Origin of the sequence: Streptomyces sp. NPDC029216, assembly GCF_040648015.1 — a bacterium.
Taxonomy (GTDB): domain Bacteria; phylum Actinomycetota; class Actinomycetes; order Streptomycetales; family Streptomycetaceae; genus Streptomyces.
In genome coordinates this window covers 49,028-69,366 of sequence record NZ_JBEZWL010000026.1, presented here as the reverse complement: position 1 = coordinate 69,366, position 20,339 = coordinate 49,028, and the positions used below count along the sequence as shown (strand labels likewise).

Below are 20,339 nucleotides of genomic sequence, written 5' to 3'. Positions count from 1 at the left end.
CCGCGCCGGCGTGAAGGTGTCGCAGCGGGGTCCGTCTGCGACGAGCCCCCGTCGCGAGGCCCGAGACCCGACGTGCGGCCGTCGGGCCTCGCTGCGGTCGGCGAGCGGCTGGGCCGGCGGGCGGACCCTCTGCGTAGATGCCTGACGCAACGAAGAGCCCCTGGTAGGGCAGGAGTTGTCTACGCTTCCGTCCTACCAGGAGCTCTCGTGTCATTCTCGCCTGTCTGCCTCTGCCTGTCATGCCCCGCCCGCGACCAGGCTGCGGCGGAGTCCGGCTGCCGGGCCTACCCGTCCTCGTCGATGACGGACCAGCAGTGGGCGATTGTCGAGCCACACCTGCCTTCACCAGCCAATACGCGGGGCAGAGGCGGCCGGCCGGAGAAGCATCCGCGCCGATTGGTGCTCGACGCGATCTTCTACGTCGTGCGCGGCGGCATTCCGTGGCGGCAGTTGCCGCGCGAGTTCCCGCCACTGATGACGGTGTACGGGATCTACCGGCGCTGGGTGCGCGACGGATCACGGCAGCGCCTCCACGACGCTCTGCGCGATCAGGTACGTGTACGTCAGGGCCGCAAGCCCCTGCCCACCGCAGCGGTGATCGACTCACAGTCGGTGCGCGGAGCTGACACGGTCCCTACCAGCAGTCGCGGGTACGACGGCGGCAAGCGGGTCAACGGGCGCAAGCGGCACATAGCAGTCGACACGGGCGGCCTGCTGCTCGCCGTGGTCGTCACGATGGCCGGCCTCCAGGACCGGGACGCGGCCTTCCGATTGCTGACCTCGCTACGGTCCGCGTGCAGCACGATCACAGTGGTCTGGACCGACGGAGGATATGCAGGGCGCCTGGTGACCTGGGCGAAGGCGGTCCTGAACCTCACTGTGAGGTAGTCAAGCGCACCGACGACATGAAGGGCTTCGTGGTGCTCCCGCGACATTGGGTAGTCGAGCGTACTTTCGCGTGGATCAGCAAGCACCGCCGCTGCGTCCGTGACTACGAGACCCGTCCCGAGCACCACGAGGCCATGGTCTACCTTGCCCTGATCATGGTCATGTCTCGCCGACTCGCCCGCGGATGACCTCCACGAGCGAGTTCGGCGACGCCCTCTCAGGCCAGGGCACTGGCACGCAAGAGGGTGGGTCCGAGAGTTCCGGGACCCACCCTCTGCGTTCACCCCGTCTCAGATGGGTCAGTGCGCCTCGGAGTAGTTCTCCATGGCCAGGACCCGACCGTACGTCGCGGACGTCCTGCAGTTGCTGTAGGTGTGAACCCGCTTGACGCTGTACGACCGCTGCAGGATTCCGTCCTTGTAGGTGACGGTCTTGTGGGCGGGCGCCGTCACCGTGAACGCGGTCGACGTGGTGTAAGAAGCAGTTACGGAAGTCGAGACTCCGAATTTCGCGTTCAGTTCGGCGACGACCCCGCTGACGGTCAGACCGACCTCCGCGGAGACGTCGGTGGACTTGGACTTCGTCGCCGAATGCGTGAAGGTCTTGCTGATGGTGCCGCCGGATGTGTTCTTGAGGGTTCCCGAGTCGTAGGAGAACCAGCTGGTCCCCGTCGCGGTGTAGATCCGCTGGTCATGGGGCTGGCAGTACTCGGACTGGGGCGACGGGTCCACCGTGGCGGCCACGGCGTTTCCTGCGGAAAGGCAGGTGAGAGCCAGCACGCCCGCTATGACGGCCGTCTTCTTCTTGGGCAGCACGAATTCCTCCGGCATTTAGCCCACCCCCCCGTGGAGTGGCCTGCGTTGGAGAACCTATGCCCTCGGGGCATCCACCGTGCGAGCAGGGGGCCAAGTCTGAGGATTTTCTGAGGAATCAGGGGTCGAAAGAGAAGTAACAGGAGCTTGCTCCGTCGATCTCTGTATTCGACTTGCAATGTCACGTTATGACGTCCGCTCTCGCCCTCTTTGCCCGTGTTGACCGCCCTGCCCTCCTGGCCTTCGGGGCGGCAAGGCGACCAAGTGAACTCGTGCCGGAACAGCGGACGTTGTCCGGAGGGAAGGTTTGCCGGGTCGCTCGTTGTGCTGGTCGGATGTGACGACTTCGACTGGCATGGGGAGGCGGTATGGCGATACCGGTGGGGGTCCGCGGGCTGACCGAGCAGGAGGGGCAGAAGCTGCAGCACATCGTTCGGCGGGGCAGCACGAGTTCGGTGCGGTTTCGGCGGGCGATGACGCCGCTGGCGTCGGCCGACGGGAACGCGGTCCCGGTGATCGCACGACTGGTCCAGACGGACGAGGACACCGTCCTCCGCGATGTGATCCACCGCTTCAACAAGACCGGGCTCGCACGCCTCAACCCTCGGTGGGCGGGAGGTCGTCCTCGCCTTCTCAACCGTGATGACGAGGACTTCGCCGTCCAGACGCCACCACCCGACCGACCGCGTTAGGCGAGCCATTCACCCGCTGGTCAATCCGCAAACTCGCTGATCACCTGCGGCGCAACATCTCCCGACCCGTCCGGATCCGGTGTTCGATGCCGAGCCGGCCCGGATCGAGTACGCGATCAGCGAGCGTCCGGACCGCACGTTCGCCTTCGACGAGTTCGGACCGCTGGGTATCCGCCCCACCGCCGGCTCGTGCTGGCAAAAGCAGGGCCGACCCGACCGACTGCCGGCCACCTACCGCCGCACCCACGGAGTCACCTACTTCCACGGCTGCTACTCGGTCGGTGACGACCAGACGTGGGGGCGATCGGCGCCGCAAGGGCATCGACCACACCTGGGCCGCCCTGCGGCCGATCCGAGCTGCCCGTCCGGACGGCGCCCCGATCTACGTGTTCATCGACCTCTGCGCCCATCACGCGGGGAGTCACTCCAGTCGACGCCTGAGGTCACTCACTCATTTCACCAGCCGGAAGTGCACGATGGCGATGGTGTCGGTCGGCTCGATCTGGGGGTAGTGGAACCGCAGTCTGGCGTGGAGCTCGGCGAGATCACGGAAACCGTCCGCTCGGGCGTCCGACTCGCTGAGCTGGGCAATCGTCTTGGCAGTGACCTGCGTGACGACACCCGGTAGTGCCACCTCGTCGTCCAACTCGAACACCAGGCTCACCGGGCCCGTCTCCACCGGGTCACGGAAACGTACCGTGGTCGTCTTCTGTTCGGCGCGTACTGCATCGAGGTAGTCAGGATGGAAGTACAGGGTCTGAGTCGCCGTCGAGTGCTGCCATGAAGTGCTGTCGTCCATTCGGCGCACCCTAACGGAACGAGCAGACCGTCCGTGTCACACACTCCGCTGGATGCCCCGGGCCCCCGGGTCGGTGAACGTTTCCGGTCACAGCACGAGCCGATGCCGTCGCCCCCGAGAGCAGCTGATGGCCGCGCAGGCCGAGCGGCGGCCCGCGCCGCCACCCCCGGACTGGCTGATCGAACACGGGACAGGAACCGGCCGGCCGCCGGCTGGAATGACCGGCTCGGACCATCGGAGGCATGAGCCCCGACCAACCCGTCTCCTCGAGCGGGCCTGGGCGGAATCGGTAGAGGCGGCGCTCCTGCGCACCGTCGACGCCTGTGGCACCCAAGCCGACCACGACGGGCACGCCTGGTGGGCCCAGCTCGACACCGAACGCCGACCGAAACCCCACACCACAGCCGGAAACAGACAACACTCACTTGAGCGCAGCGCCACGCGCCCCAAGGCCGACAGGACCGCCGCCGGAACGCACCCGCACCGCAAGGTGCGCGCCCTGATCGCGCCAAGGCTACGGGCCGTGATCGAGGGGGAGGTGCATCACACCCAGCAGGGCGCAGCGTGCCGGGCTGGGGAGGGCAGGGTGGGGTCAGGGGACATCGGCCACTCAGGCAGTCAGAGTCGCAAGCTCCGTGTTCGCGCGCTCGGTGACCAGGGTGAGGACGCGGCCGGCGGCGGCCAGGTCCTCGTCGGGGATCCCGCCCCAGACGCGGGCGGTGATCGGGGCGGTCTCCGCGCCGACGGCGGCGAGCAGTTCGCGCCCCGCATCCGTGGGGCGAAGGTGCGCGCCGTCGGCGACCAGTAGCTGCTTGGCGAGGAGTTCGTCGAGGGTTGCGCGGATGCCGGCCAGATCGGCCTTGAGGGAGTCGCGGACCTGGGTGACGAGATCATCCGGCGTCCGCGGGGTGTCGGCGGTGACGGCGGCACGCAGGGTGACCTGCTGCTGGAACGTGAGGCCGTGAAGGGCCAGGACGTGCTCCAGGAGGCCGCGGGCGGCGTAGTGGGCCAGGCCGAGGACGCGGGCGTCGGCGGCGGGCGCGGTGGCGGTGGATGCAGTGGTGGTCATGGTGTTGCCTCCTGAGTGCTCTCATTGGTCGGCAGGGATGGAGCGAGAGGTACGTCGAGCAGGGTTGTCAGCTCTTCGGTGAACGCGCGCGTCCGCGGAGCGTCGAGGCCGCCGAGCGGCTCCAGCAACTGCTGATGCAGTTCCTGGACCACCGCGATGGCCTGCCGTGTGACGGTCTGGCCCTGCTCGGTGAGGGCGAGCTGTACGGCGCGTGGGTCGCGGGGATCACGGGTGCGCTCGATCAGGCCGGCCGACTCCAGGGCGCGCGCCAGCTTCGAGACGTACAGCGCCTCCAAGCCGGTGTGGTCGGCCAGCCGGCGCTGACTGGGCCGCTCGCCGGCGCACTGCATGCCGTGCAGCGACGCGACCAGTGAGTACTGCGCGTGGGTGAGGCCCAGCGGAGCCACCGCGCGATCAACCGCGACGCGCCACTTGTTGGCGAGCCGCCACACCAGGAAACCGGGCGTGGGGCCCGGGGAACCCTTGCTCATGACAAATAGAGTACATGGCTACTATGTCCATGGCTACTATTTCTTGCTGCATCGTGCCGTTCCCGGCCCGAAGCGCGGGCATCACACCGCCCTCGATGACCATGAAGGCCCGGGTCCGGATACGGCTGCCGACCGGCTCGGGGCGGGCCGCCGGCTGAACCTGGTGGCCTTGACCACCTTGTGAGCTCTGGGCGGCCTCTCGCCGACCCCTCATTGGCGCACGGTGACTTCGGCATCTCCGCACTGCTTCGGAAACCCCTACTTCATACGCGCCGAGTCCCGAGACCATCCGACCAGGTCGCACCGACCCGCACAGGCGTTCAACACACTCGGTAAGACAACGGCTTCTGAACCCAGTCCTTCTCATCACGCTCGCTGGAAAGGCCCGAGTCCTCGTACATCGGGCAGTCGGCCACCGGGGGCGGCTTGGCCGGTCATCACGGTCAAGGGACAAGCTGTCGGCCCGCCGGTTGCCACACCCGGGAGCAGGCTCACGCCATCGCCACGGCGCTCGCCCGCCCGCAGACCGACGAACAGCTGACGGCCACGTCCGTGAGACCGAAGTCGGACCGCCGTTGACCCCGTACAACTCCACAGAGCCGGGCCCCGGGGACGTCATGGCAGATCTCCCGGGCCCCCTGATGTCGCCGCCGCCGTCACCGGCAAAGCCGGACTCACTCCCACCGCTCGGGGGGCTGCCAGTGATCATTACGGCCATCAGGCTGAGGTATTCACTGCGCAGGTCAGCGTCCGGGGCGGCTTCCCCGGGAATTTCCGACAGCGCGGGGTGTCCGTCGGCGAGCAGCCGGCGGGTTTCCTGCACGGCGCGGACCACGGTGGTGAACCGGGACTGACGATCCGGGGTGCGGGGTGGATCGGCCGAAGCCGTGGGAAGGCGACGACGAGCTGTGGGCGGTGCACGCTGCGCCGCGGAGAACGTAAATGCGTCGACAGCGCCCCTCGGCACCCGGCAGAGTGGCCGTCCGTGACGAGCAGTGAACTGTGGACCCGTGCGACCGCCGACCGCTACGACGCCGAGGAGACCGAAGCGTCCTCGGCTGCCGTTCTCGGACCGGCTCTCGCCTTCCTCGCTGAGCTCGCCGGAGACGGCCGGGCACTGGAGTTCGCCATCGGAACCGGACGAGTGGGAGTCCCGCTCCGGGAACGCGGCGTGCCGGTAGTGGGCATCGAACTGTCTGAGCACATGGCAGCGGTGCTGCGGCGCAAGATCGACGAGGACACGCTCCCGGTGGTCATCGGGGACATGGCCACCACCGTCGTTCCCGGTGAGTTCACCCTGGTCTACCTCGTCTACAACACCATCACGAACCTGCTCACTCAAGACGAGCAGGTCGAGTGCTTCCGCAACGCCGCACGGCATCTGGAGCCCGGCGGCCGGTTCGTCATCGAGCTGGGTGTGCCGCCGCTGCGGTTCCTGCCGCCCGGCCAGGTCGCGGTGCCGTTCGATGTCTCCGAGCAGCATCTCGGCTTCGACACCTTCGACCTGGTCGAGCAGATTCTCGTCTCGCACCACTTCACCCGCGACGGCGACGACGGCCGCTACCGCCGCGAAAACTCCCGGCACCGGTACGCCTGGCCGGCAGAACTCGACCTGATGGCACGGATCGCTGGGCTCGAGCTGGAACGTCGCGTCGCGGACTGGGACGAGGCTCCGTTCACCCAGGACTCCGCGAAGCACATCTCCGTGTGGCGCAAGCCAGCCTGAGGCCGGCCACCGGGCTGTCAATGTAGGCCGTGCCTGTCTTGAAGCTCCTGTCAGGAGTTCAGGCGTCGCCGGCAGATCAGTGCGCATTCGAGCGGCGTCGGCCGGCGGCTGACCGCCCCGTAGCCTCCCTCTGCGATCCATGACCGGCCAGCCGCTGGAACGTTCGTCAGGACGCGGTGACTGAATACGCGGCGAGGGCGCGGTTGCCGCGCGGCTTGGCGATGGCCCGGAGTACATCGGCCTGGCTCAGAACGAGCCGTCGCACCGGTTCGGACAGCGCGGCCAGACGCTCCTCCGAACCGGCCAGATCGAGACAAGCAGCGATCTCCCAGTCGCCGTCCTGAAGCTCTTCGGTATCGACCGACCTGCTGCCGTCGGCCGTCCAGCCGGCCTCAGGCAGGAGCCTCAGCAGCGCTTCACGGGAGAAAGGCGTGCGGACGTTGCCCTGACCATGCGATCCTGCGGCCTCGCTCTGCCCCTGGATCAGCACGGCGAGAAGGTGCGCCAGCTGATCGCCGGATAGGGGCGTCAAATCCCACTCGGCGAAACACAGCCGCCGTGCCCACGGCCGTACCCGGGCCAGTGTGTCGCGCAGTTGTGCGAGCGATGCGAAGTACCAGGAGCAATGTGCCAGCACCACGTGGTCAAAAGTACTTTCAGGGAAATCGACCGATGGGGTGAGGACATCGGTGCCGAAGCGGAAGTCGATGCGCGGCCCGAGGGGACCCGCTGCGAGCCGGGCTGCCGATTCCCCGAGCGTGACCGGCGACCCGTAGGTGGGTGCGGCCACGTCAACGGCCACCACGCGCCCTTGGGGTCCAACTGCCTCTGCCAGGACAGCGGTCATATCGCCCTGACCGCAGCCCAGTTCCAGGACGGTTGAGCCAGGCGTGATGTCCCAGTTCGCCACGAGCATGGTGCGGTGGCGAGTCTGGGCCAGCTGAATGTCTGGGCCGTGATCGGCGGCGGCCATGCCGGACGCCAGCGAGGGAGCCTTGGAGCGGAGATCGAAGTGCTTCACAAAGTCCTTGGTGATACTCGACTGGTCGGTGCGGGCCGATGGTACGAGACGCGCGGGCGGCGCGCCTCATACTTTCTGGCTTCCTGTGCTGCCGCAGCCTGAACAGATGAGAAATCACGCACTTACCTTGCCGTTTATGGTCCGTCTCGAACGTCTCCACCCACACCGCCTCAGCCCGCAGCACCCCACCCATCCAGGCAAAATGCCCAAACCGAAGCCTTCTGCAACGCCCTTTACGAGCTCGTGCATGGTTGCTGGCGAGGTGTCGGCTTCTCGATCGTGAGCATGCTGCCGTGGTGGGGGAAGCAGCGCGTGCAGCGATCACCCGGGAGCTAAGGCTCACGGGCTTGTGTGGACGGCTCCCCCATCACCCCGGCCGTCGGCGAAGTCCGGCGCCCACCAGCAGACCGCCGACCGTATCGCGGCACAACAACGGTGACACCGAGTCCCACCACCCCCTCGACATGCCGCCGCCAACCATGCACGGGCTCGTCAGAGAGTGGCCGCTGCCCGGAAGCTGTGCCAGAGCGCTGGAGATGGACGAAGCCGGCATATGACGCCGGTGCCGACGGCTTCGGGGGGCCGTCGGCGAGAGCTGAGCCGGAGAGGGGAGCAGCGTCATGCCGTGGAAGGAGCCGACGCCTTGAATTCCTTGATGGCCCTGCGGTCGGTACGCGCGCCGTTGCTGCTCAGGCGATGGAGCAGGAGCCAGCGTCCGCCGTCGTCCGCCACGGCGATGGCGGAGGCGCCGCGCGTGGCTCCGTTGTGCCACAACAGCGAGGAGTTCCTGCCGCTGCGCCATGTGGGCGCCGGAGGCCCCAGTCTGTGCTCGACCAGGAGGCGTACCACAACGGCAGCCATGGTCCGCGGGGTGGACCACAGACCGCCGGCGGGCAGGATCGGCCCGGTCAGGGTCCACGGGGCGCGAGGACGGCCGAAAAGGGTGCGCGCCACCAGTCGCCGATCCGCCGGAGGGCTCGCCGTGACGGTGCCCGCCTCCAGCCCGAGGGGCTCCAGGACGCACTCGTCCACCAGCTGCTGATACGTACGTCCCGACACCTCGGTCAGTGCCCGCCCCAGTACGGCGTACCCGAGGTTGGAGTAGGTTTCGGCGCCCGGCCGCTCCACCACCACCCGATCCAGATCGTGCAGCATCTCGCTGAGTGCCGCGTCACTGAAACCGGCGTACGGATCGTCGGGAGGACCGGTGTCGCCGGGTGGGAGGCGTGGCAGCCCCGATGTGTGCTCGGCCAGGTGCCGCAGGGTGATTCCGGTGCCTCGGGGCACCTCGGCGAGGCAGTCCTCCAGAGGGGTATCGAGGTCGATCACCCCCTGGTCCGTCAGCCGCATCAAGACGGTTCCGGTCATCACCTTGCTCAGTGAACCCAGTTGCACGAAGCGGTCCGGGTCATGTCCGTGGGTGACCCGGTCGGTGATTCCCGGCCCGCCCAGCAGGCAAGTGGCCGTCAGCACGCGTCTCCACTCCCGTCGTCAGACCAGTTCCGCCTCATGGACGGCCCCTTTCTCCCACGTTTCCTCGGCCGCCGCGGCCGGATCGGCAGTCCGGTTGTGCCGGCTGCAGACCCCGCCAGGCCTTCTCTGCCGTGACGACCGGGCGGCACCCGCCCTTGTTGCCTGTGGCCTCGGCGGCCCGGAGTCCGTCGTAGGTCAGCTCCCGCTGGAGGTCGCGCTGGAGTCCGCCGGCGGCGGCGAGGGTCTGCACCATGAACTTCACGGTGGACAGTAGCTCGCCGGTGCGCGGGTGGCGGACGGTAGGGCCCATCGCGGAGAACGCGCCGTCGTGGATACGCAGCGCCACCTGGTCGCGGTGGAGGACGTCGAGGACGTGCCCGGTGCCGCGCACGAGGCGGAACATCTCGGAGATGTGCGCGGTGTCGCCCGGCCGCGCGTGGTCGAGGAGCGCGGAACTTCGGCCGCTGGAGCAGGTGGAGGCGGCTGGGAGGTGCCCGGGTCCTCCTCGAAGACGACCGGGTCCCCGATCCCTGCCTCGTCCAGGACGAGGTCCTGCCGGGCGGTCGACTGCTGGTCGGTTGAGACCCGTTTGTAGACCAGGTTCGCCACGAGGGCCCCGGCCGGACTGAGGATCGGGACCCTATCTGTCGTCAAACCCTGTCAGCAATCACCATCGGATCTGATTGATTCGAGTCGCCGATGATTGATTGCTGTCCTGTCTGTGTCGGTGAAGGACGACGACTTGCAGATTCGTGTCAGCCAAGGACGACCACCAGCGGCTCTGATCGTTTCGCAGTGACAGGCCGGTAGGGTCTCCTGATCATGGACCTGATGATGGGGAACGAGATGGTCGCCCTCCCGCCGGGGCAGGTGACGCTGTCGGACCGGCGGACACAGCACAGTTGGTCGGTCGAACTTGCGCCCTACCAGCTAGCGGCATCCCCGGTCACCCAGGCGTTGTACGCACAGATCACGGGCCGGCGGCCGAGTACCACCCGTGGGGACCAGTTGCCCGTCGAGTGCGTCTCCTGGTGGGACGCGACACGGTTCTGTAACGCCCTGTCCCAGCGGGCCGGCCTCACGCCCGCGTACCACATCCGTGCCGAGGCCGAAGTCGTCGAGTGGGACGCGTCCGCCGACGGGTATCGACTGCCGACCGAAGCCGAGTGGGAGTACGCCTGCCGTGCCGGGACGACCGGGCCGCGCTACGGGGAGCTCGATGAGATCGGCTGGTACCGCGGAAACTCACACGAGCGCATTCGCGAGGTGGGCGGCAAACTCCCCAACTCGTGGGGGTTTTACGACATGCTCGGTAACGTCTGGGACTGGTGCTGGGACGTCTACGACGCCGAGGTCTATGGCGCCTACAGGGTGCTCCGTGGCGGTGGTTGGTTTGATGAGCACTGGAGTTGCCGGGCCTCCGCGCGGCGCCGCAGCCACCCGACTTTCCAGGTCGACGACGTGGGATTCCGCGTCGCGCGTTCCGTCGTGAGCTGATCCACGTCGTGTGCAGCGCGGCCCGCGCGGCTGGCGATGGCGTGATCCTCATGACGGCTGAAGACGAGGCGCTGGCCGGCGGCATGACGAACGCGGGGGCGGTCGTCCGCCGGGGGGAGTTGGTGGAGCGACCGGCACCGCGCAACGCGCGCGCCCTGCATGCCTGTCTTCTCAGGCTGAAGGAGCACGGCTTCGATGCTGCGCCGACCCCTGTGTGATGTGCGGCCTGGCCGGGAAGCTGGAGTTCACCGCCACATCGGAGGACGCGGGGGTCCTGGACGCGCTCGCGCACGCCCAGCGGCACCAGGCGGCCCGCGGCGAGTACACCAGCGCCCTGGGCGAGGACGGCCGGGAGAAGCGCCGGTTCGCCCCGTACGCCAGCTCGTGCTCAGCCAGGCCGCCTGAACAGCGCGGCCCGGCCGGAGGAAGCAGGCGGGGACGTGGGCGCGCCCGGCACGTTGGGCCGGTCGTTGTACCCAGTGGCCGGGCTTGGCGCCCGCAGGTCACCAGGGGATGGCGCCGTCGTCCTCGAAGAAGGAACCGGTCGGGCCGTCGTCGGGAAGCGTGGCGAGCCGGATCGCGGTGGCTGCGCCCTGTTCGGGGGTGCGGGGGCCGTGGAAGCCGGTGAAGTCGGTCGCGACCAGGCCCGGGCAGGCGGCGTTGATCAGGATGTTCGTACCGGCGAACTGCCGGGCGTACTGCACGGTGATGGCGTTGAGGAACGACTTCGACGGCGCGTAGGCCGCCATGATGGGGCCGATCTCGATGTTCGGGTCCGCCTGCCGGGTCAGGGAGCCGACGCTGCTGGAGACGTTGACTATGCGCGGCGACGTGGAGCGCCGCAGCAGCGGCAGCATCGCGTTGGTCACGCGGATGACGCCGAGGACGTTGGTGTCCACGACCGTGCGGACCACGTCGAGGTCGAGCGCGGTCGGGTCCTGTACCCACCCCGGGCCGGACTCTCCTGAGATCCCGGCGTTGTTGACCAGGACGTCCAGGCGCCCGGCCTGCCGTTCGATCAGTTGCGCGGCATCGGTGACACTGTGGTCGCTGGTCACCTCCAGCGGCACCCCGAACGCGTCCACCCCGGCGGCGCGCAGCTTCTCCACGGCCGTCTCGCGCCGGGCCTCGTCCCGGGCTCCCACGCCCACGCGGTATCCGAGGGCGCCCAGACCGCTCGCGATCTCGTACCCGATCCCCTTGTTCGCGCCGGTCACCAGCGCAGTCTTCGTTTCGGTCATGGCATTGATCCTCACTGACCGGCAGCGGTGCGGACCAACACCGATGAAGTGTCCGGTGATACTCGTGGGGTATCACCGGGGAGTACGCTGCGGGCATGGACACCCTGGAGACCCGTGAGCTGAGGTACTTCGTGGCCGTCGCCGAGGAACTGCACTTCGGCCGCGCCGCGGAGCGGCTCGGCATCGCCCAGCCACCGCTGTCCCGGGCGATCCAGCAGCTCGAACGGCGCCTCGGCGTCTCGCTACTGGACCGCAACCGCCGCGGCGTCTCGCTGACCGGTGCCGGAGAGGTCCTGCTGCGCGAGGGTCGCGCCGCCCTGCACGCGACCACCGCCGCCGCACGCCGCACCCGTCGCGCCGGTGGCGCCGATCGTCCAGGTGGCGCCCGTGATCGCCTGGTGCTGGCGGTCAAGGCCGCCGCATCTCAGGAACTGCTGCGGAAGCTTCTCGACGCCTACGCGGCCCAGCCCGACGCCGCCGAGATCGAAGTGCTGCCATGCGGTATCGGCGAACAGGAAACACTGCTGCGCGACGGCCGCGCCGACGTGGCACTCATGCAGACGCCGTTCAACTCCCTCGCCGGGTTCGACAGCGAGGAACTGCTGACCGAGGGACGGATCGCCGTCCTGCCCGCCGGGCACCCTCTCGCCACGCACGAGACCTTGTCCCTGGCCGACGTGACCGACGTCCCTGATCTTCCGCTCGCCCGCTGGCCCTGCAACGGCGCCTACCCTCCCGGCCCCGGCCCCGAGATCCGCGACCAGACCCAACTGGCCCAGCTGATCGCCCTCGGACGCACCGCAGCAGTCTGCCCCGACTCCTCCCGCGCCTGGCTATGGGCCGAACACGCCGCCGTCCCCGTCACCGACGCACCCCCCGTCATCACCCACATAGCCTGGCCCCCACACAGCCGCTCCCGCACCCTCGCCCAGCTGATCCGCACGGCCACACAGCTATAGCCCCCGGCAGTAGACCTGCGGACACGGAAGACCGGCCTGCCTGCGCCTGATCGAGCGGGGCATCGACACCCCAGACCACCGAAGGACCGCGCCATGCTCGATGTCCTGGCCGAGCACCACCGCGAGCCGACCACCGCCACCTCCACGGACCGACCGACCTCCGCACCCGGTCCGCAGCCACCACTCGGTGGGAAGGACACCCGGAGCGGAGGATCAAACCTGATGGGACCGTGGCGTCCCGGGTGGCCTGACCTGCGGTGAGATCGCTACGCCAGGACGGCCAGTTCGTCGTCGGAGAGGCGCAGAGCGCCGGCTGCCACGTTCTCGGCGAGGTGGTCGAGGTCGCCGGTGCCGGGAATGGCCAGGACGTGCGGGCCGCGGTGCAGCGTCCACGCCAGCCGGATCTGGGCGGTGCTCACCCTGCGGGCTCGGGCGAGGGCCTGCACCGTGCTGCTGTCGTCGGCGGGCGCGCCGGCGGTGCGTCCGGCGCCGGCGATCGAGTAGAACGGCACGAACGCAACGCGTTGTTCACCGCACAGGCGTAGGAGCTCCTCTTGCTCGGCTGAGGCGCCGATGCCGTACATGTTCTGGACGCAGACCACTGGTGCGATGGCCTGGGCCTCGGCGAGGTGGTGGGGGCGGATGTTGGACAGGCCCAGGTGACGGATGAGTCCGGCGTCGCGCAGTTCGGCGAGCGCGCCGAAGCGGTCGGCGATGGAATCCGTGCCGACGATGCGCAGGTTGACGACGTCGAGGTGGTCGCGGCCGAGCCGGCGCAGGTTCTCCTCGACCTGGCCGCGCAGCTGCTCGGGGCCGGCGTGGGGCAGCCAGGCGCCTGAGGGATCACGGCCGGGTCCGACCTTGGTGGCGATGACGAGGTCGTCCGGGTAGGGCGCCAGGGCGCGGGTGATCAGCTCGTTGGCACAGCGCAGCGATGAGAAGTAGAACGCGGCGGTGTCGATGTGGTTCACGCCGAGCTCGACCGCCCGGCGCAGCACCTTGATCGCCTGGTCGCGGTCGCGCGGGAGGGCGTCGGGTGCGAACGCCTCGCCGTGCTGGGGCAGGCGCATCGTGCCGAACCCGATCCGGTTGACGGTGCGGTCGCCGAGCTTCCAGGTGCCCGATGCCGCCGCGGTGATCGTCTGTGAGGTCATGGCGTGATGATCGGCGCACGATACCCTGGCGAGCCATTGATTAAGGCATATCTGAATCCATGAAGAGGTGGTTGTCGTGGCGGAGTTGGCGTTCTCTGCGAACGATCTCGCGCAGGTGCGGTTCGCCATCTCGCCGATGTGGGAGGTCGCGCCCAGTTTCCGGCTGCTGACATCGGCCACCGCGCACCCGGTCCACCGGCCCTGGGTCGAGCAGGTGCGGCCCCGTCTGCTGGCTGCCGGCCTGGACCGGGGCTGGCTTGCCGAGCTGATCGGTCCCTCCCGCTACGTGCCCGACTTCCTCACCCCGGCCCCCGCAGGGCCGGCCCCCACCCCGGCGGCAGAGTGGGATGCGGTCTTGGCCTCGCCCGCCGACCGGGTACGCCAGGACCTCGACCACCTCGCCCGCCACCAAGGACATCTGGGCCCACGGCTATCGAGCCTTCGCGCCGACCCGACCTCCCGCCTGACCAAAGTCACCCAAGAGCTCGAAACGTACTGGGAGCTGGCGCTCGCCCCTTACTGGGCACGTATCAGGGCTGTGCTGGACTCCGACATCTTCCACCGGGCCCGCACCGTCGCCGAACACGGCGCGGCCCACCTCTTCAACGACCTGCACACCTCGGTGAGCTGGGACGACAACACACTCACGCTGGCCCACCGGAAACAAGACATGCCCCGCCACTCCGCAAGCACCGGCCTGCTGCTGATCCCCTCCGCGTTCACCGGCCCCGCCTTGCGCACCCGGATGCGACCGCCGGACCCACCACAGCTCGCCTATCCGGCACGTGGCATCGGCACGCTCTGGGAAACACGGCCCGCCACGGAATCCTGCGCCCTCGCCCCGGTCCTCGGCCGCTCACGAACTCTGCTGCTCACCGAACTGGAGACCCCGGCCTCCACCACCGAGCTCGCCCACCGCACCGGGCTCTCCCCAGCGGGGGTATCCCAATACCTCACCGCGCTGCGCAACGCGGGCCTGGTCAGCGCCCACCGCGCCGGCCGTTCCGTCCTCTACGCCCGCACGGCTGCCGCCGAAGTCCTCCTCGAAGCCGCCTCCGCCTGAGCGCCCGGACGTCACCCCCGAAGGGCTTACGGAGCGGACCGCTTGGCGCACGATGCGATGCGGATGGTCCGAGGTCGTGATCGTTCTGGGCGCCAACGGCTGTACCGATGTTCCCCGCGCCACACGAGGACCGCGTCAGCGCGCTCACACCGGCCGGACCGTGATCACCGGCTTGGTGTCAACCGCTGTACCGATGGTCCCCGAGGCCGGAACTGCCCTCACCAGCAGCTCGCCGAGGAACGGCTGCGGCAGGTCCCCCACTGCCCCCTCTCTTGGGCTCACCTCGGCCGGACCCCGACACCTTGGTCCCCCAGCTCGCCCTCGCCGCCGCCTGGTACGCCGCGCGTCTCTCTGTGGCCAGCGGCGAACCCATCAGTCCTCGTAGTTCCCTCTGCACCGAAACTCCGGGCACCGCGCCGGCCACCCCGGATATCGTTCCCGAGCACAAGGGTCGCTGCTCCGAGCCCGCGCTCGTGGACGCCCTGACGGAAGGAGCATGACGTGACCCAGTACCCGTCCGGCTTCCGGTAATGCCCCAGGAAAGCCCTGGGGCGGCCACTGGAGGCCCACGTGTCCCGAACCGCCCACCACACTCCCCACCGGCAAACCCCCTTCGGCATCGAACGCCACGCGGAACACGCGTCCGACCGACCCTGGAGGGAGTACCTCCGCAACCTCCCCTGGCGCCGCCACACCGTCCACGACCTCAGGTACTCCGCAGCCGAAATCGCCCTCGCGGAGAAGGAGGGCCGGCGACCCCAGCCCCGTCAGATCCGCCGCAGCTTCGAGATCTTCGCCTACTGCTGCGCCTTCAGCGACGGCATCACCGAGGACGCCAACCTCGAAGAGCGCACCGCACGCCGGCGTCTTCGCAACGAACTCCGTCTCGCCCTCCACGACGCCGACACCGACATCACCCCCGCCCGGCACCGCTACAGCGCGCACTGGGACTCCTGGTAGGAGCCGGCGTCAGCCCTCCCTCAAGCACCCATGGCCGGTACGGAGGGAAAGCACTGTGAAGCCCCCGCACCGTCGGCGCATTCCAGCGGGGGCTTCACATCGCTGAGGCGTCACACGGCCCCGTCGTCCACGATCCGGAGACGGTCAACCGGCTGCGAAGCGACCAGGCATGCGGGCTCTTCGACCGACGCGCGAAGCTCGGCGACTTCGCGGATCAGGTCGTCATCGGCGATGCCCGCCAAAGGCGCCTCGCGCGCGGAACCTCTGCCCGTGCACAACGGCCACAGCGTGCACATCGCCATCGACATCATCCCCGCCCCCCGGTACGAACGGCACTGGCTGATCGCAGATGGGAAGGCCGGCCCGTACGAATGGACCGCCGGCACTTCCGACGGGGACGAGCATGCGACGGCCCGGCACTGGCACGGACGCCCAGTAGCCGCGGATTCGGCCCTGGAGTCCTCGCTCGGAGAGCGGCCGCATGGCAGGCGGCCAGGGTTTCGTGACCGCGGTCTTCTTCGGCGCGCCGGCACCGCTGCGCCGCACCCTGTCACCCATCCGGGAAATACACGCTACCTGGCCCGTCACGACCCATACGGCTCCTTGCCACTGTCCACGCTGCTCAAGCGGCTGCGCTCCGGCTCGCGGAAGAACGCCACCTACACCGCGTTCCGTGAGGTCGGCCGTGTGATCGGCACCGTGCAACTGCTGCGCTACCTCTCGGACGCGCCGCTGCGCCGGCGGGTAACCGCAGCGACGAACAAGGTCGAGGCGTTCAACGGCTTCGCCCAGTGGCTGGGGTTCGGCAACCGCGGCGTCAACGCCGACAACGACCCGGTCGAGCAGGAGAAGGCGATGAAGTTCAACGCGCTGCTCACGAACGCCGTGGTGTTCCATAACGCCCTGGACATCGCGGAGGTCGTCCGGCAGTTGCTGGAGGAGGGCTGGGAGATCGGCCCAGAGGACCTGGCCCATGTCTCTCCGTACCTGACGGAACACATCAACCGGTTCGGCGAGTACTCCACGCACGAGCTCGGCCTCCAGCCCGAGGCGTACGACCCGAAGCTGGACGTCGGCTTCACCCCGCTGCGTGAGCAGGACCTGGTCGCAGCTGGTTTCGGCACTGCCGCCTGAACCGGAGCCGCCCCCGCGCTAGCGGGGGCGGCCCTGCGACCATGGTGGATCACCGGTCGTTCACTATGCGGCTGCGGCCCCAGGTGGCATTGGCCAGCAGGCGCAGAGCCGTGTACTTCAGGTTCGTTCTCCGAGCCGGAGCCTCAGCTGTTACCCAGGGCGCGGCCCAAAAGAGGTAGCAGGCTGTCCCAGTGACGCTTCAGCCCGGAGGCGCTGAAAGCGTCGGTGTCGGACATGGTGAAGCCGTGGATGGTGCCGGGGTAGATCTCGGAGGTGTAGCTGACACCTGCGGCATCCAGGGCCTGGTTGAGCTCGCCGAGGGCCTCGGGCTTCAAGTCGCTCTCGGCGTGGCCGAAGTGGACCTCGGCGGTGAGCGTCGAGAGGCTGTCGGGCCCGTCGGCTCCCACTGGGCCGTGGAATGCGGCGAGGGCTGCCACCCGGCCGGGGTGGGCCGCGGCGGTGCGCGTCGCCAGGAGGCCGCCGATGCAGTAGCCGGTCACCGCGACCGGTCCGGCGCTGACCTCGGGCTGAGCGGTGAGGAACGTGAGATAGGCGTCGGCGTCGCTCAGGACACGTTCTGTGGTGTGCGCCTCGATCATCGGCATCAGCTGGGCGAAGACAGCGGGCCGGACCTCATCTCCGATGTGCTCAGGAAGCTCGATCACCGGAGCCGGGCCATGCCGGTAGAAGAGGTTGGGGACGAGCACGTAGTACCCGTGCCCGGCCAGTTCGCGGGCCATCTCCCGCAGCACGGGCCGGAGGCCGAAGCCGTCCGCGTACATCAGCACCCCGGGGTACCGCCCGCCACCATCGGGGAAGGCGGCGAACGCGTCGGCCTGGCCGTCCGCGGTGGGAATCTGCAGCGTCTTGATGGGCATGAAATCTCCTGTCGTGGTTGACGTGTCGAGCCTGTGATCAACACGACGGAGGCGGAGCCCGCGCAGCGGCGCAAGATCCCCGATCGAGCAGCGGGCCCGCACTGGCCCGCGCGGCGCTCAGAAGAGCACCGGGTCACCAATCCGTGTGCGGCGCAATGCCATCCCGGTAGTCATCCCCACAACATAGTCCACAGCCCCACCCATCCGGTGCGACAACATGACTAGGAGTAGAACGGAACGGCCGTCACGGCCCTGTAGTCCTAGCTCGGACACCAGGGAGCAAGTAATCCGCCGGTAGCTTTCAGTGGGTCAGGTCTCCCGTTGCTCGTCGTCGGGCGCCTCGTTGGCCTGAACGAGCGAAATCGGCAAGGTTGATCTTGAATGGCGAGAGCGCCCAGGGCCCTGTCGACGCCGCGAGGGTCAGCCGGGTCCCGGCTGACTCTCGCGGGTGCTCCCCTCGTGGCGCCGGGGCTGTCAGGTCACTCGGCGGCGGATCCACCAGGCGCAGAACCCGGTCAGGGCCAGGGCGAGGCCGAGGTAGAGCCCGGTCTCGGCCCATTGAAGGGGCCAGAAGTTGCCGGCGGGCTGGTACGTCACCTGCTGCTTGTAGCCCAGGGCGCCGAGGTCGGCGAGGCAGCGGTCGACCTGCTGCAGGGCGGGCGGGCCCGACTCCGTGCGCAGGCAGTCGGCGAAGGACGACGGCACCGGGGTCGGCTGCCCGGCGGCGTTCAGCGTCTGCTGGGAGGTGACCCAGGCCCCGGGCACTTCTTCGAGGTGCGCGACGATCTGCCTTGCGCCGTCCTGGATGCTGATGGGGGCGCCGCCGGGCTCGATCGGCACGGTGATCCGGTCCTCAGAGGCCAGGTGGGACCGAATCCACATCGGCACGGCGATCTGGACGCACGTGTAGAGGGCGAACGCGGTGGCCATCGCGGGCAGGGTGCGGCGGATGACCAGGCCGAGGGTAACGCCAAGGACGAAGGCGAACACGGCGTGGGCCATGGGTACGACGCCCCGTGCGGCGAAGGCCACGGGGTCGAGCCGCGGGAAGTACGTGTCCGTCGCGCCGCCGCCGTTGACGGCCCGGTCGATGGGGCTGCTCCACCAGCTCACCGCGAGGCTGGACAGCCCCGCGGCGGTCATGGAGGCCGCCGCACCGAGGCCCAGCTTGGTCGCCAGCCAGCGGGTGCGGGTGACGCCCTGGTTCCACGCGAGGTAGTGGGTACCGGTCTCCAGTTCACGAGAGATCAGCGGGGCACCCCAGAACATCCCGATGACCGCCGGGACGGCGAGCACGACCAGCAGTCCGGTGTAGTAGAGGGTCTGGTCCGAACTGGCGACCTGGTCCACCAGGCTGCTGCCGGCGGCCCGGTAGAGGTCGGACAACTGCGGGCCCGTGACCGCCAGGGCGGCGGCGAGGACGGCCACCGCGGCGAACATCACGGCGGCCTGGGTGCGGAACTGGCGCCAGGTCAGCCAGATCATCGGAGTACCTCCAGTGCGGGCCGGGTGTCACGTACCGCGTCGGCGGGCCGGGCCATGTAGGCCAGGACGATGTCTTCCAGGCCGAGCGGGCTGACGGTCCAGGACGGATCGTGGACCGCAGTGTCGGTGCGGACCAGGAGGGTGGTCTGCCGATCGGTGTGGCTGGCGGTGATGACGTGCTGACCGGCCGGGAGCGTGGCCGGCTCCCGGCGCGGTCCGGTGAACCGGTGGTGGCAGGCGACCAGGTCGTCGATGTCGCCCGCCACCTGCACCCGGGAGTCGACCAGCACGATGACGTAGTCGTAGGTCCGCTCCACGTCGGAGACCAGGTGGGAGGAGAGCACGACGCTCAGCTCGTGCTCGGCGACGGCCTCCATCAGGTCCTGCATGAACTCCCGGCGGGCGAGCGGGTCCAGAGCCGCGACCGGCTCGTCCAGGATGAGCAGCTCCGGGCGCTTGGCGATGGCCAGGGTGAGAGCGAGCTGCGCGCGCTGGCCGCCGGACAGCTTGCCGGCCCGCTGCTTGGGGTCCAGACCGAGGCGACAGATCCGGTCGCGCGCCACGGCGTCGTCCCAAGTCGGGTTGAGGCGCTTGCCGAGGTCCAGGTGGTCGGCGACGCTCAGCGCGGCGTAGACCGGGGTGTCCTGGGCGACGAAACCGACCTTGGACAGCTGATCCACACCCGTAGCAGGGCGGCCACCGCACACCTCGATGGTGCCGGCCGTCGGGGTCAGCATGCCGGAGGCCAACTTCAGCAAGGTCGACTTGCCCGCGCCGTTGGGGCCGACCAGCCCCACCACCCGGCCGGCGGGGACATCCAGGTCGCAGTTCTGCAGCGCCCAGCGCTGCTTGTACTTCTTACCCAGGCCCTGGGCTCGCAAGACAGCGCTCACGCTACGTCCTCTCCGGCGGCGTTACGAAACGTGTTCACGAACAGCGCCTCGATGCTCTCGTCGTCGAGCCCGGCCAGGCGGGCCTTGGTCAGCCAGCGCTGCAG

The 20,339-nt window shown here is 69.0% G+C and carries 22 protein-coding genes and 2 pseudogenes; 11 read left to right on the top strand and 13 right to left on the bottom strand.

Features of this window, described 5'->3' with window-relative positions:
• The first annotated feature begins 300 nt into the window (after positions 1–300).
• Entirely contained in the window at positions 301–888 is a 588-nt protein-coding gene (locus tag AB0F18_RS13320; RefSeq protein ID WP_362058772.1) for an IS5 family transposase, read from the top strand.
• A gap of 17 nt (positions 889–905) precedes the next feature.
• Complete coding sequence (locus AB0F18_RS13315; protein ID WP_362058769.1) at positions 906–1,076, top strand: hypothetical protein; 171 nt, start codon at positions 906–908, stop codon at positions 1,074–1,076.
• Positions 1,077–1,187: 111 nt separating this feature from the next.
• On the opposite strand, the gene AB0F18_RS13310 is transcribed toward AB0F18_RS13315, so the two are convergent.
• Complete coding sequence (locus AB0F18_RS13310; protein WP_362058766.1) at positions 1,188–1,718, bottom strand: hypothetical protein; 531 nt, start codon at positions 1,716–1,718, stop codon at positions 1,188–1,190.
• Positions 1,719–2,068: 350 nt separating this feature from the next.
• Between AB0F18_RS13310 and AB0F18_RS13305 the strand changes: the two are divergent.
• Positions 2,069–2,790: pseudogene (locus AB0F18_RS13305) on the top strand (helix-turn-helix domain-containing protein); the annotation flags it as partial.
• 53 nt (positions 2,791–2,843) lie between these two features.
• On the opposite strand, the gene AB0F18_RS13300 reads toward AB0F18_RS13305, so the two are convergent.
• The 3 genes from AB0F18_RS13300 to AB0F18_RS13290 all read right to left on the bottom strand — a co-directional run bounded on the left by AB0F18_RS13300 (position 2,844) and on the right by AB0F18_RS13290 (position 4,751).
• A complete protein-coding gene (locus AB0F18_RS13300) occupies positions 2,844–3,191 on the bottom strand; it encodes an ASCH domain-containing protein (RefSeq protein ID WP_362058763.1) in 348 nt (115 codons plus the stop codon).
• A 610-nt stretch (positions 3,192–3,801) separates the two neighbouring features.
• A complete protein-coding gene (locus AB0F18_RS13295; RefSeq protein ID WP_362058760.1) occupies positions 3,802–4,260 on the bottom strand; it encodes a MarR family transcriptional regulator in 459 nt (152 codons plus the stop codon).
• Complete coding sequence (locus AB0F18_RS13290; RefSeq protein ID WP_362058757.1) at positions 4,257–4,751, bottom strand: MarR family transcriptional regulator; 495 nt, start codon at positions 4,749–4,751, stop codon at positions 4,257–4,259. The genes AB0F18_RS13295 and AB0F18_RS13290 overlap by 4 nt, the downstream gene beginning before the upstream one ends.
• 29 nt (positions 4,752–4,780) lie before the next feature.
• Here AB0F18_RS13290 and AB0F18_RS13285 point away from each other — a divergent pair, with 29 nt between their 5' ends.
• Both AB0F18_RS13285 and AB0F18_RS13280 read left to right on the top strand, forming a co-directional pair.
• On the top strand, positions 4,781–4,909 hold the full coding sequence (locus AB0F18_RS13285) for a hypothetical protein (RefSeq protein ID WP_362058754.1): 129 nt from the start codon (positions 4,781–4,783) through the stop codon (positions 4,907–4,909).
• Between the two features lie 827 nt (positions 4,910–5,736).
• Positions 5,737–6,477, top strand: a complete 741-nt coding sequence (locus AB0F18_RS13280; protein WP_362058751.1) for a class I SAM-dependent methyltransferase — start codon at positions 5,737–5,739, stop codon at positions 6,475–6,477.
• A 166-nt stretch (positions 6,478–6,643) separates the two neighbouring features.
• Here the strand turns inward: AB0F18_RS13280 and AB0F18_RS13275 are convergent, their stop codons facing one another.
• The 3 genes from AB0F18_RS13275 to AB0F18_RS13265 form a co-directional block, all read right to left on the bottom strand.
• On the bottom strand, positions 6,644–7,498 hold the full coding sequence (locus tag AB0F18_RS13275; protein WP_362058748.1) for a class I SAM-dependent methyltransferase: 855 nt from the start codon (positions 7,496–7,498) through the stop codon (positions 6,644–6,646).
• Positions 7,499–8,116: 618 nt separating this feature from the next.
• Complete coding sequence (locus AB0F18_RS13270) at positions 8,117–8,971, bottom strand: serine hydrolase domain-containing protein (RefSeq protein ID WP_362058745.1); 855 nt, start codon at positions 8,969–8,971, stop codon at positions 8,117–8,119.
• A 34-nt stretch (positions 8,972–9,005) separates the two neighbouring features.
• Entirely contained in the window at positions 9,006–9,374 is a 369-nt protein-coding gene (locus tag AB0F18_RS13265) for a hypothetical protein (protein ID WP_362058742.1), read from the bottom strand.
• Positions 9,375–9,793: 419 nt separating this feature from the next.
• On the opposite strand from AB0F18_RS13265, the gene AB0F18_RS13260 reads away from it, so the two are divergent.
• Together AB0F18_RS13260 and AB0F18_RS13255 are read left to right on the top strand one after the other, a co-directional pair.
• Entirely contained in the window at positions 9,794–10,468 is a 675-nt protein-coding gene (locus AB0F18_RS13260; RefSeq protein WP_362058739.1) for an SUMF1/EgtB/PvdO family nonheme iron enzyme, read from the top strand.
• A 50-nt stretch (positions 10,469–10,518) separates the two neighbouring features.
• Positions 10,519–10,683: pseudogene (locus tag AB0F18_RS13255) on the top strand (aminoglycoside phosphotransferase family protein); the annotation flags it as partial.
• 288 nt (positions 10,684–10,971) lie between these two features.
• Here the strand turns inward: AB0F18_RS13255 and AB0F18_RS13250 are convergent.
• Complete coding sequence (locus tag AB0F18_RS13250) at positions 10,972–11,709, bottom strand: SDR family oxidoreductase (protein WP_362058736.1); 738 nt, start codon at positions 11,707–11,709, stop codon at positions 10,972–10,974.
• A 95-nt stretch (positions 11,710–11,804) separates the two neighbouring features.
• Here AB0F18_RS13250 and AB0F18_RS13245 point away from each other — a divergent pair, with 95 nt between their 5' ends.
• Positions 11,805–12,668 carry a LysR family transcriptional regulator gene (locus AB0F18_RS13245; RefSeq protein ID WP_362058733.1) on the top strand — a complete coding sequence of 288 codons (864 nt, stop codon included), beginning with the start codon at positions 11,805–11,807 and terminating at the stop codon, positions 12,666–12,668.
• A 266-nt stretch (positions 12,669–12,934) separates the two neighbouring features.
• Here the strand turns inward: AB0F18_RS13245 and AB0F18_RS13240 are convergent, their stop codons facing one another.
• Positions 12,935–13,822, bottom strand: a complete 888-nt coding sequence (locus AB0F18_RS13240; protein WP_362058730.1) for an aldo/keto reductase — start codon at positions 13,820–13,822, stop codon at positions 12,935–12,937.
• An 85-nt stretch (positions 13,823–13,907) separates the two neighbouring features.
• On the opposite strand from AB0F18_RS13240, the gene AB0F18_RS13235 reads away from it, so the two are divergent.
• Positions 13,908–14,885, top strand: coding sequence for a helix-turn-helix domain-containing protein (locus AB0F18_RS13235; RefSeq protein ID WP_362058786.1), 978 nt, complete (start codon positions 13,908–13,910; stop codon positions 14,883–14,885).
• A 570-nt stretch (positions 14,886–15,455) separates the two neighbouring features.
• Entirely contained in the window at positions 15,456–15,845 is a 390-nt protein-coding gene (locus AB0F18_RS13230; RefSeq protein ID WP_362058727.1) for a hypothetical protein, read from the top strand.
• A 110-nt stretch (positions 15,846–15,955) separates the two neighbouring features.
• Here AB0F18_RS13230 and AB0F18_RS13225 read toward each other — a convergent pair whose 3' ends face one another.
• Positions 15,956–16,147, bottom strand: a complete 192-nt coding sequence (locus AB0F18_RS13225) for a hypothetical protein (RefSeq protein WP_362058724.1) — start codon at positions 16,145–16,147, stop codon at positions 15,956–15,958.
• Positions 16,148–16,448: 301 nt separating this feature from the next.
• On the opposite strand from AB0F18_RS13225, the gene AB0F18_RS13220 reads away from it, so the two are divergent.
• On the top strand, positions 16,449–16,979 hold the full coding sequence (locus AB0F18_RS13220; protein ID WP_362058721.1) for a Tn3 family transposase: 531 nt from the start codon (positions 16,449–16,451) through the stop codon (positions 16,977–16,979).
• Positions 16,980–17,122: 143 nt separating this feature from the next.
• Here the strand turns inward: AB0F18_RS13220 and AB0F18_RS13215 are convergent, their stop codons facing one another.
• The 3 genes from AB0F18_RS13215 to AB0F18_RS13205 all read right to left on the bottom strand — a co-directional run bounded on the left by AB0F18_RS13215 (position 17,123) and on the right by AB0F18_RS13205 (position 20,235).
• Entirely contained in the window at positions 17,123–17,857 is a 735-nt protein-coding gene (locus tag AB0F18_RS13215) for a dienelactone hydrolase family protein (protein ID WP_362058718.1), read from the bottom strand.
• A 474-nt stretch (positions 17,858–18,331) separates the two neighbouring features.
• Positions 18,332–19,342 carry a transporter gene (locus AB0F18_RS13210; RefSeq protein ID WP_362058715.1) on the bottom strand — a complete coding sequence of 337 codons (1,011 nt, stop codon included), beginning with the start codon at positions 19,340–19,342 and terminating at the stop codon, positions 18,332–18,334.
• Positions 19,339–20,235 carry an ABC transporter ATP-binding protein gene (locus AB0F18_RS13205; protein WP_362058712.1) on the bottom strand — a complete coding sequence of 299 codons (897 nt, stop codon included), beginning with the start codon at positions 20,233–20,235 and terminating at the stop codon, positions 19,339–19,341. The genes AB0F18_RS13210 and AB0F18_RS13205 overlap by 4 nt, the downstream gene beginning before the upstream one ends.
• Between the last annotated feature and the right edge of the window lie 104 nt (positions 20,236–20,339).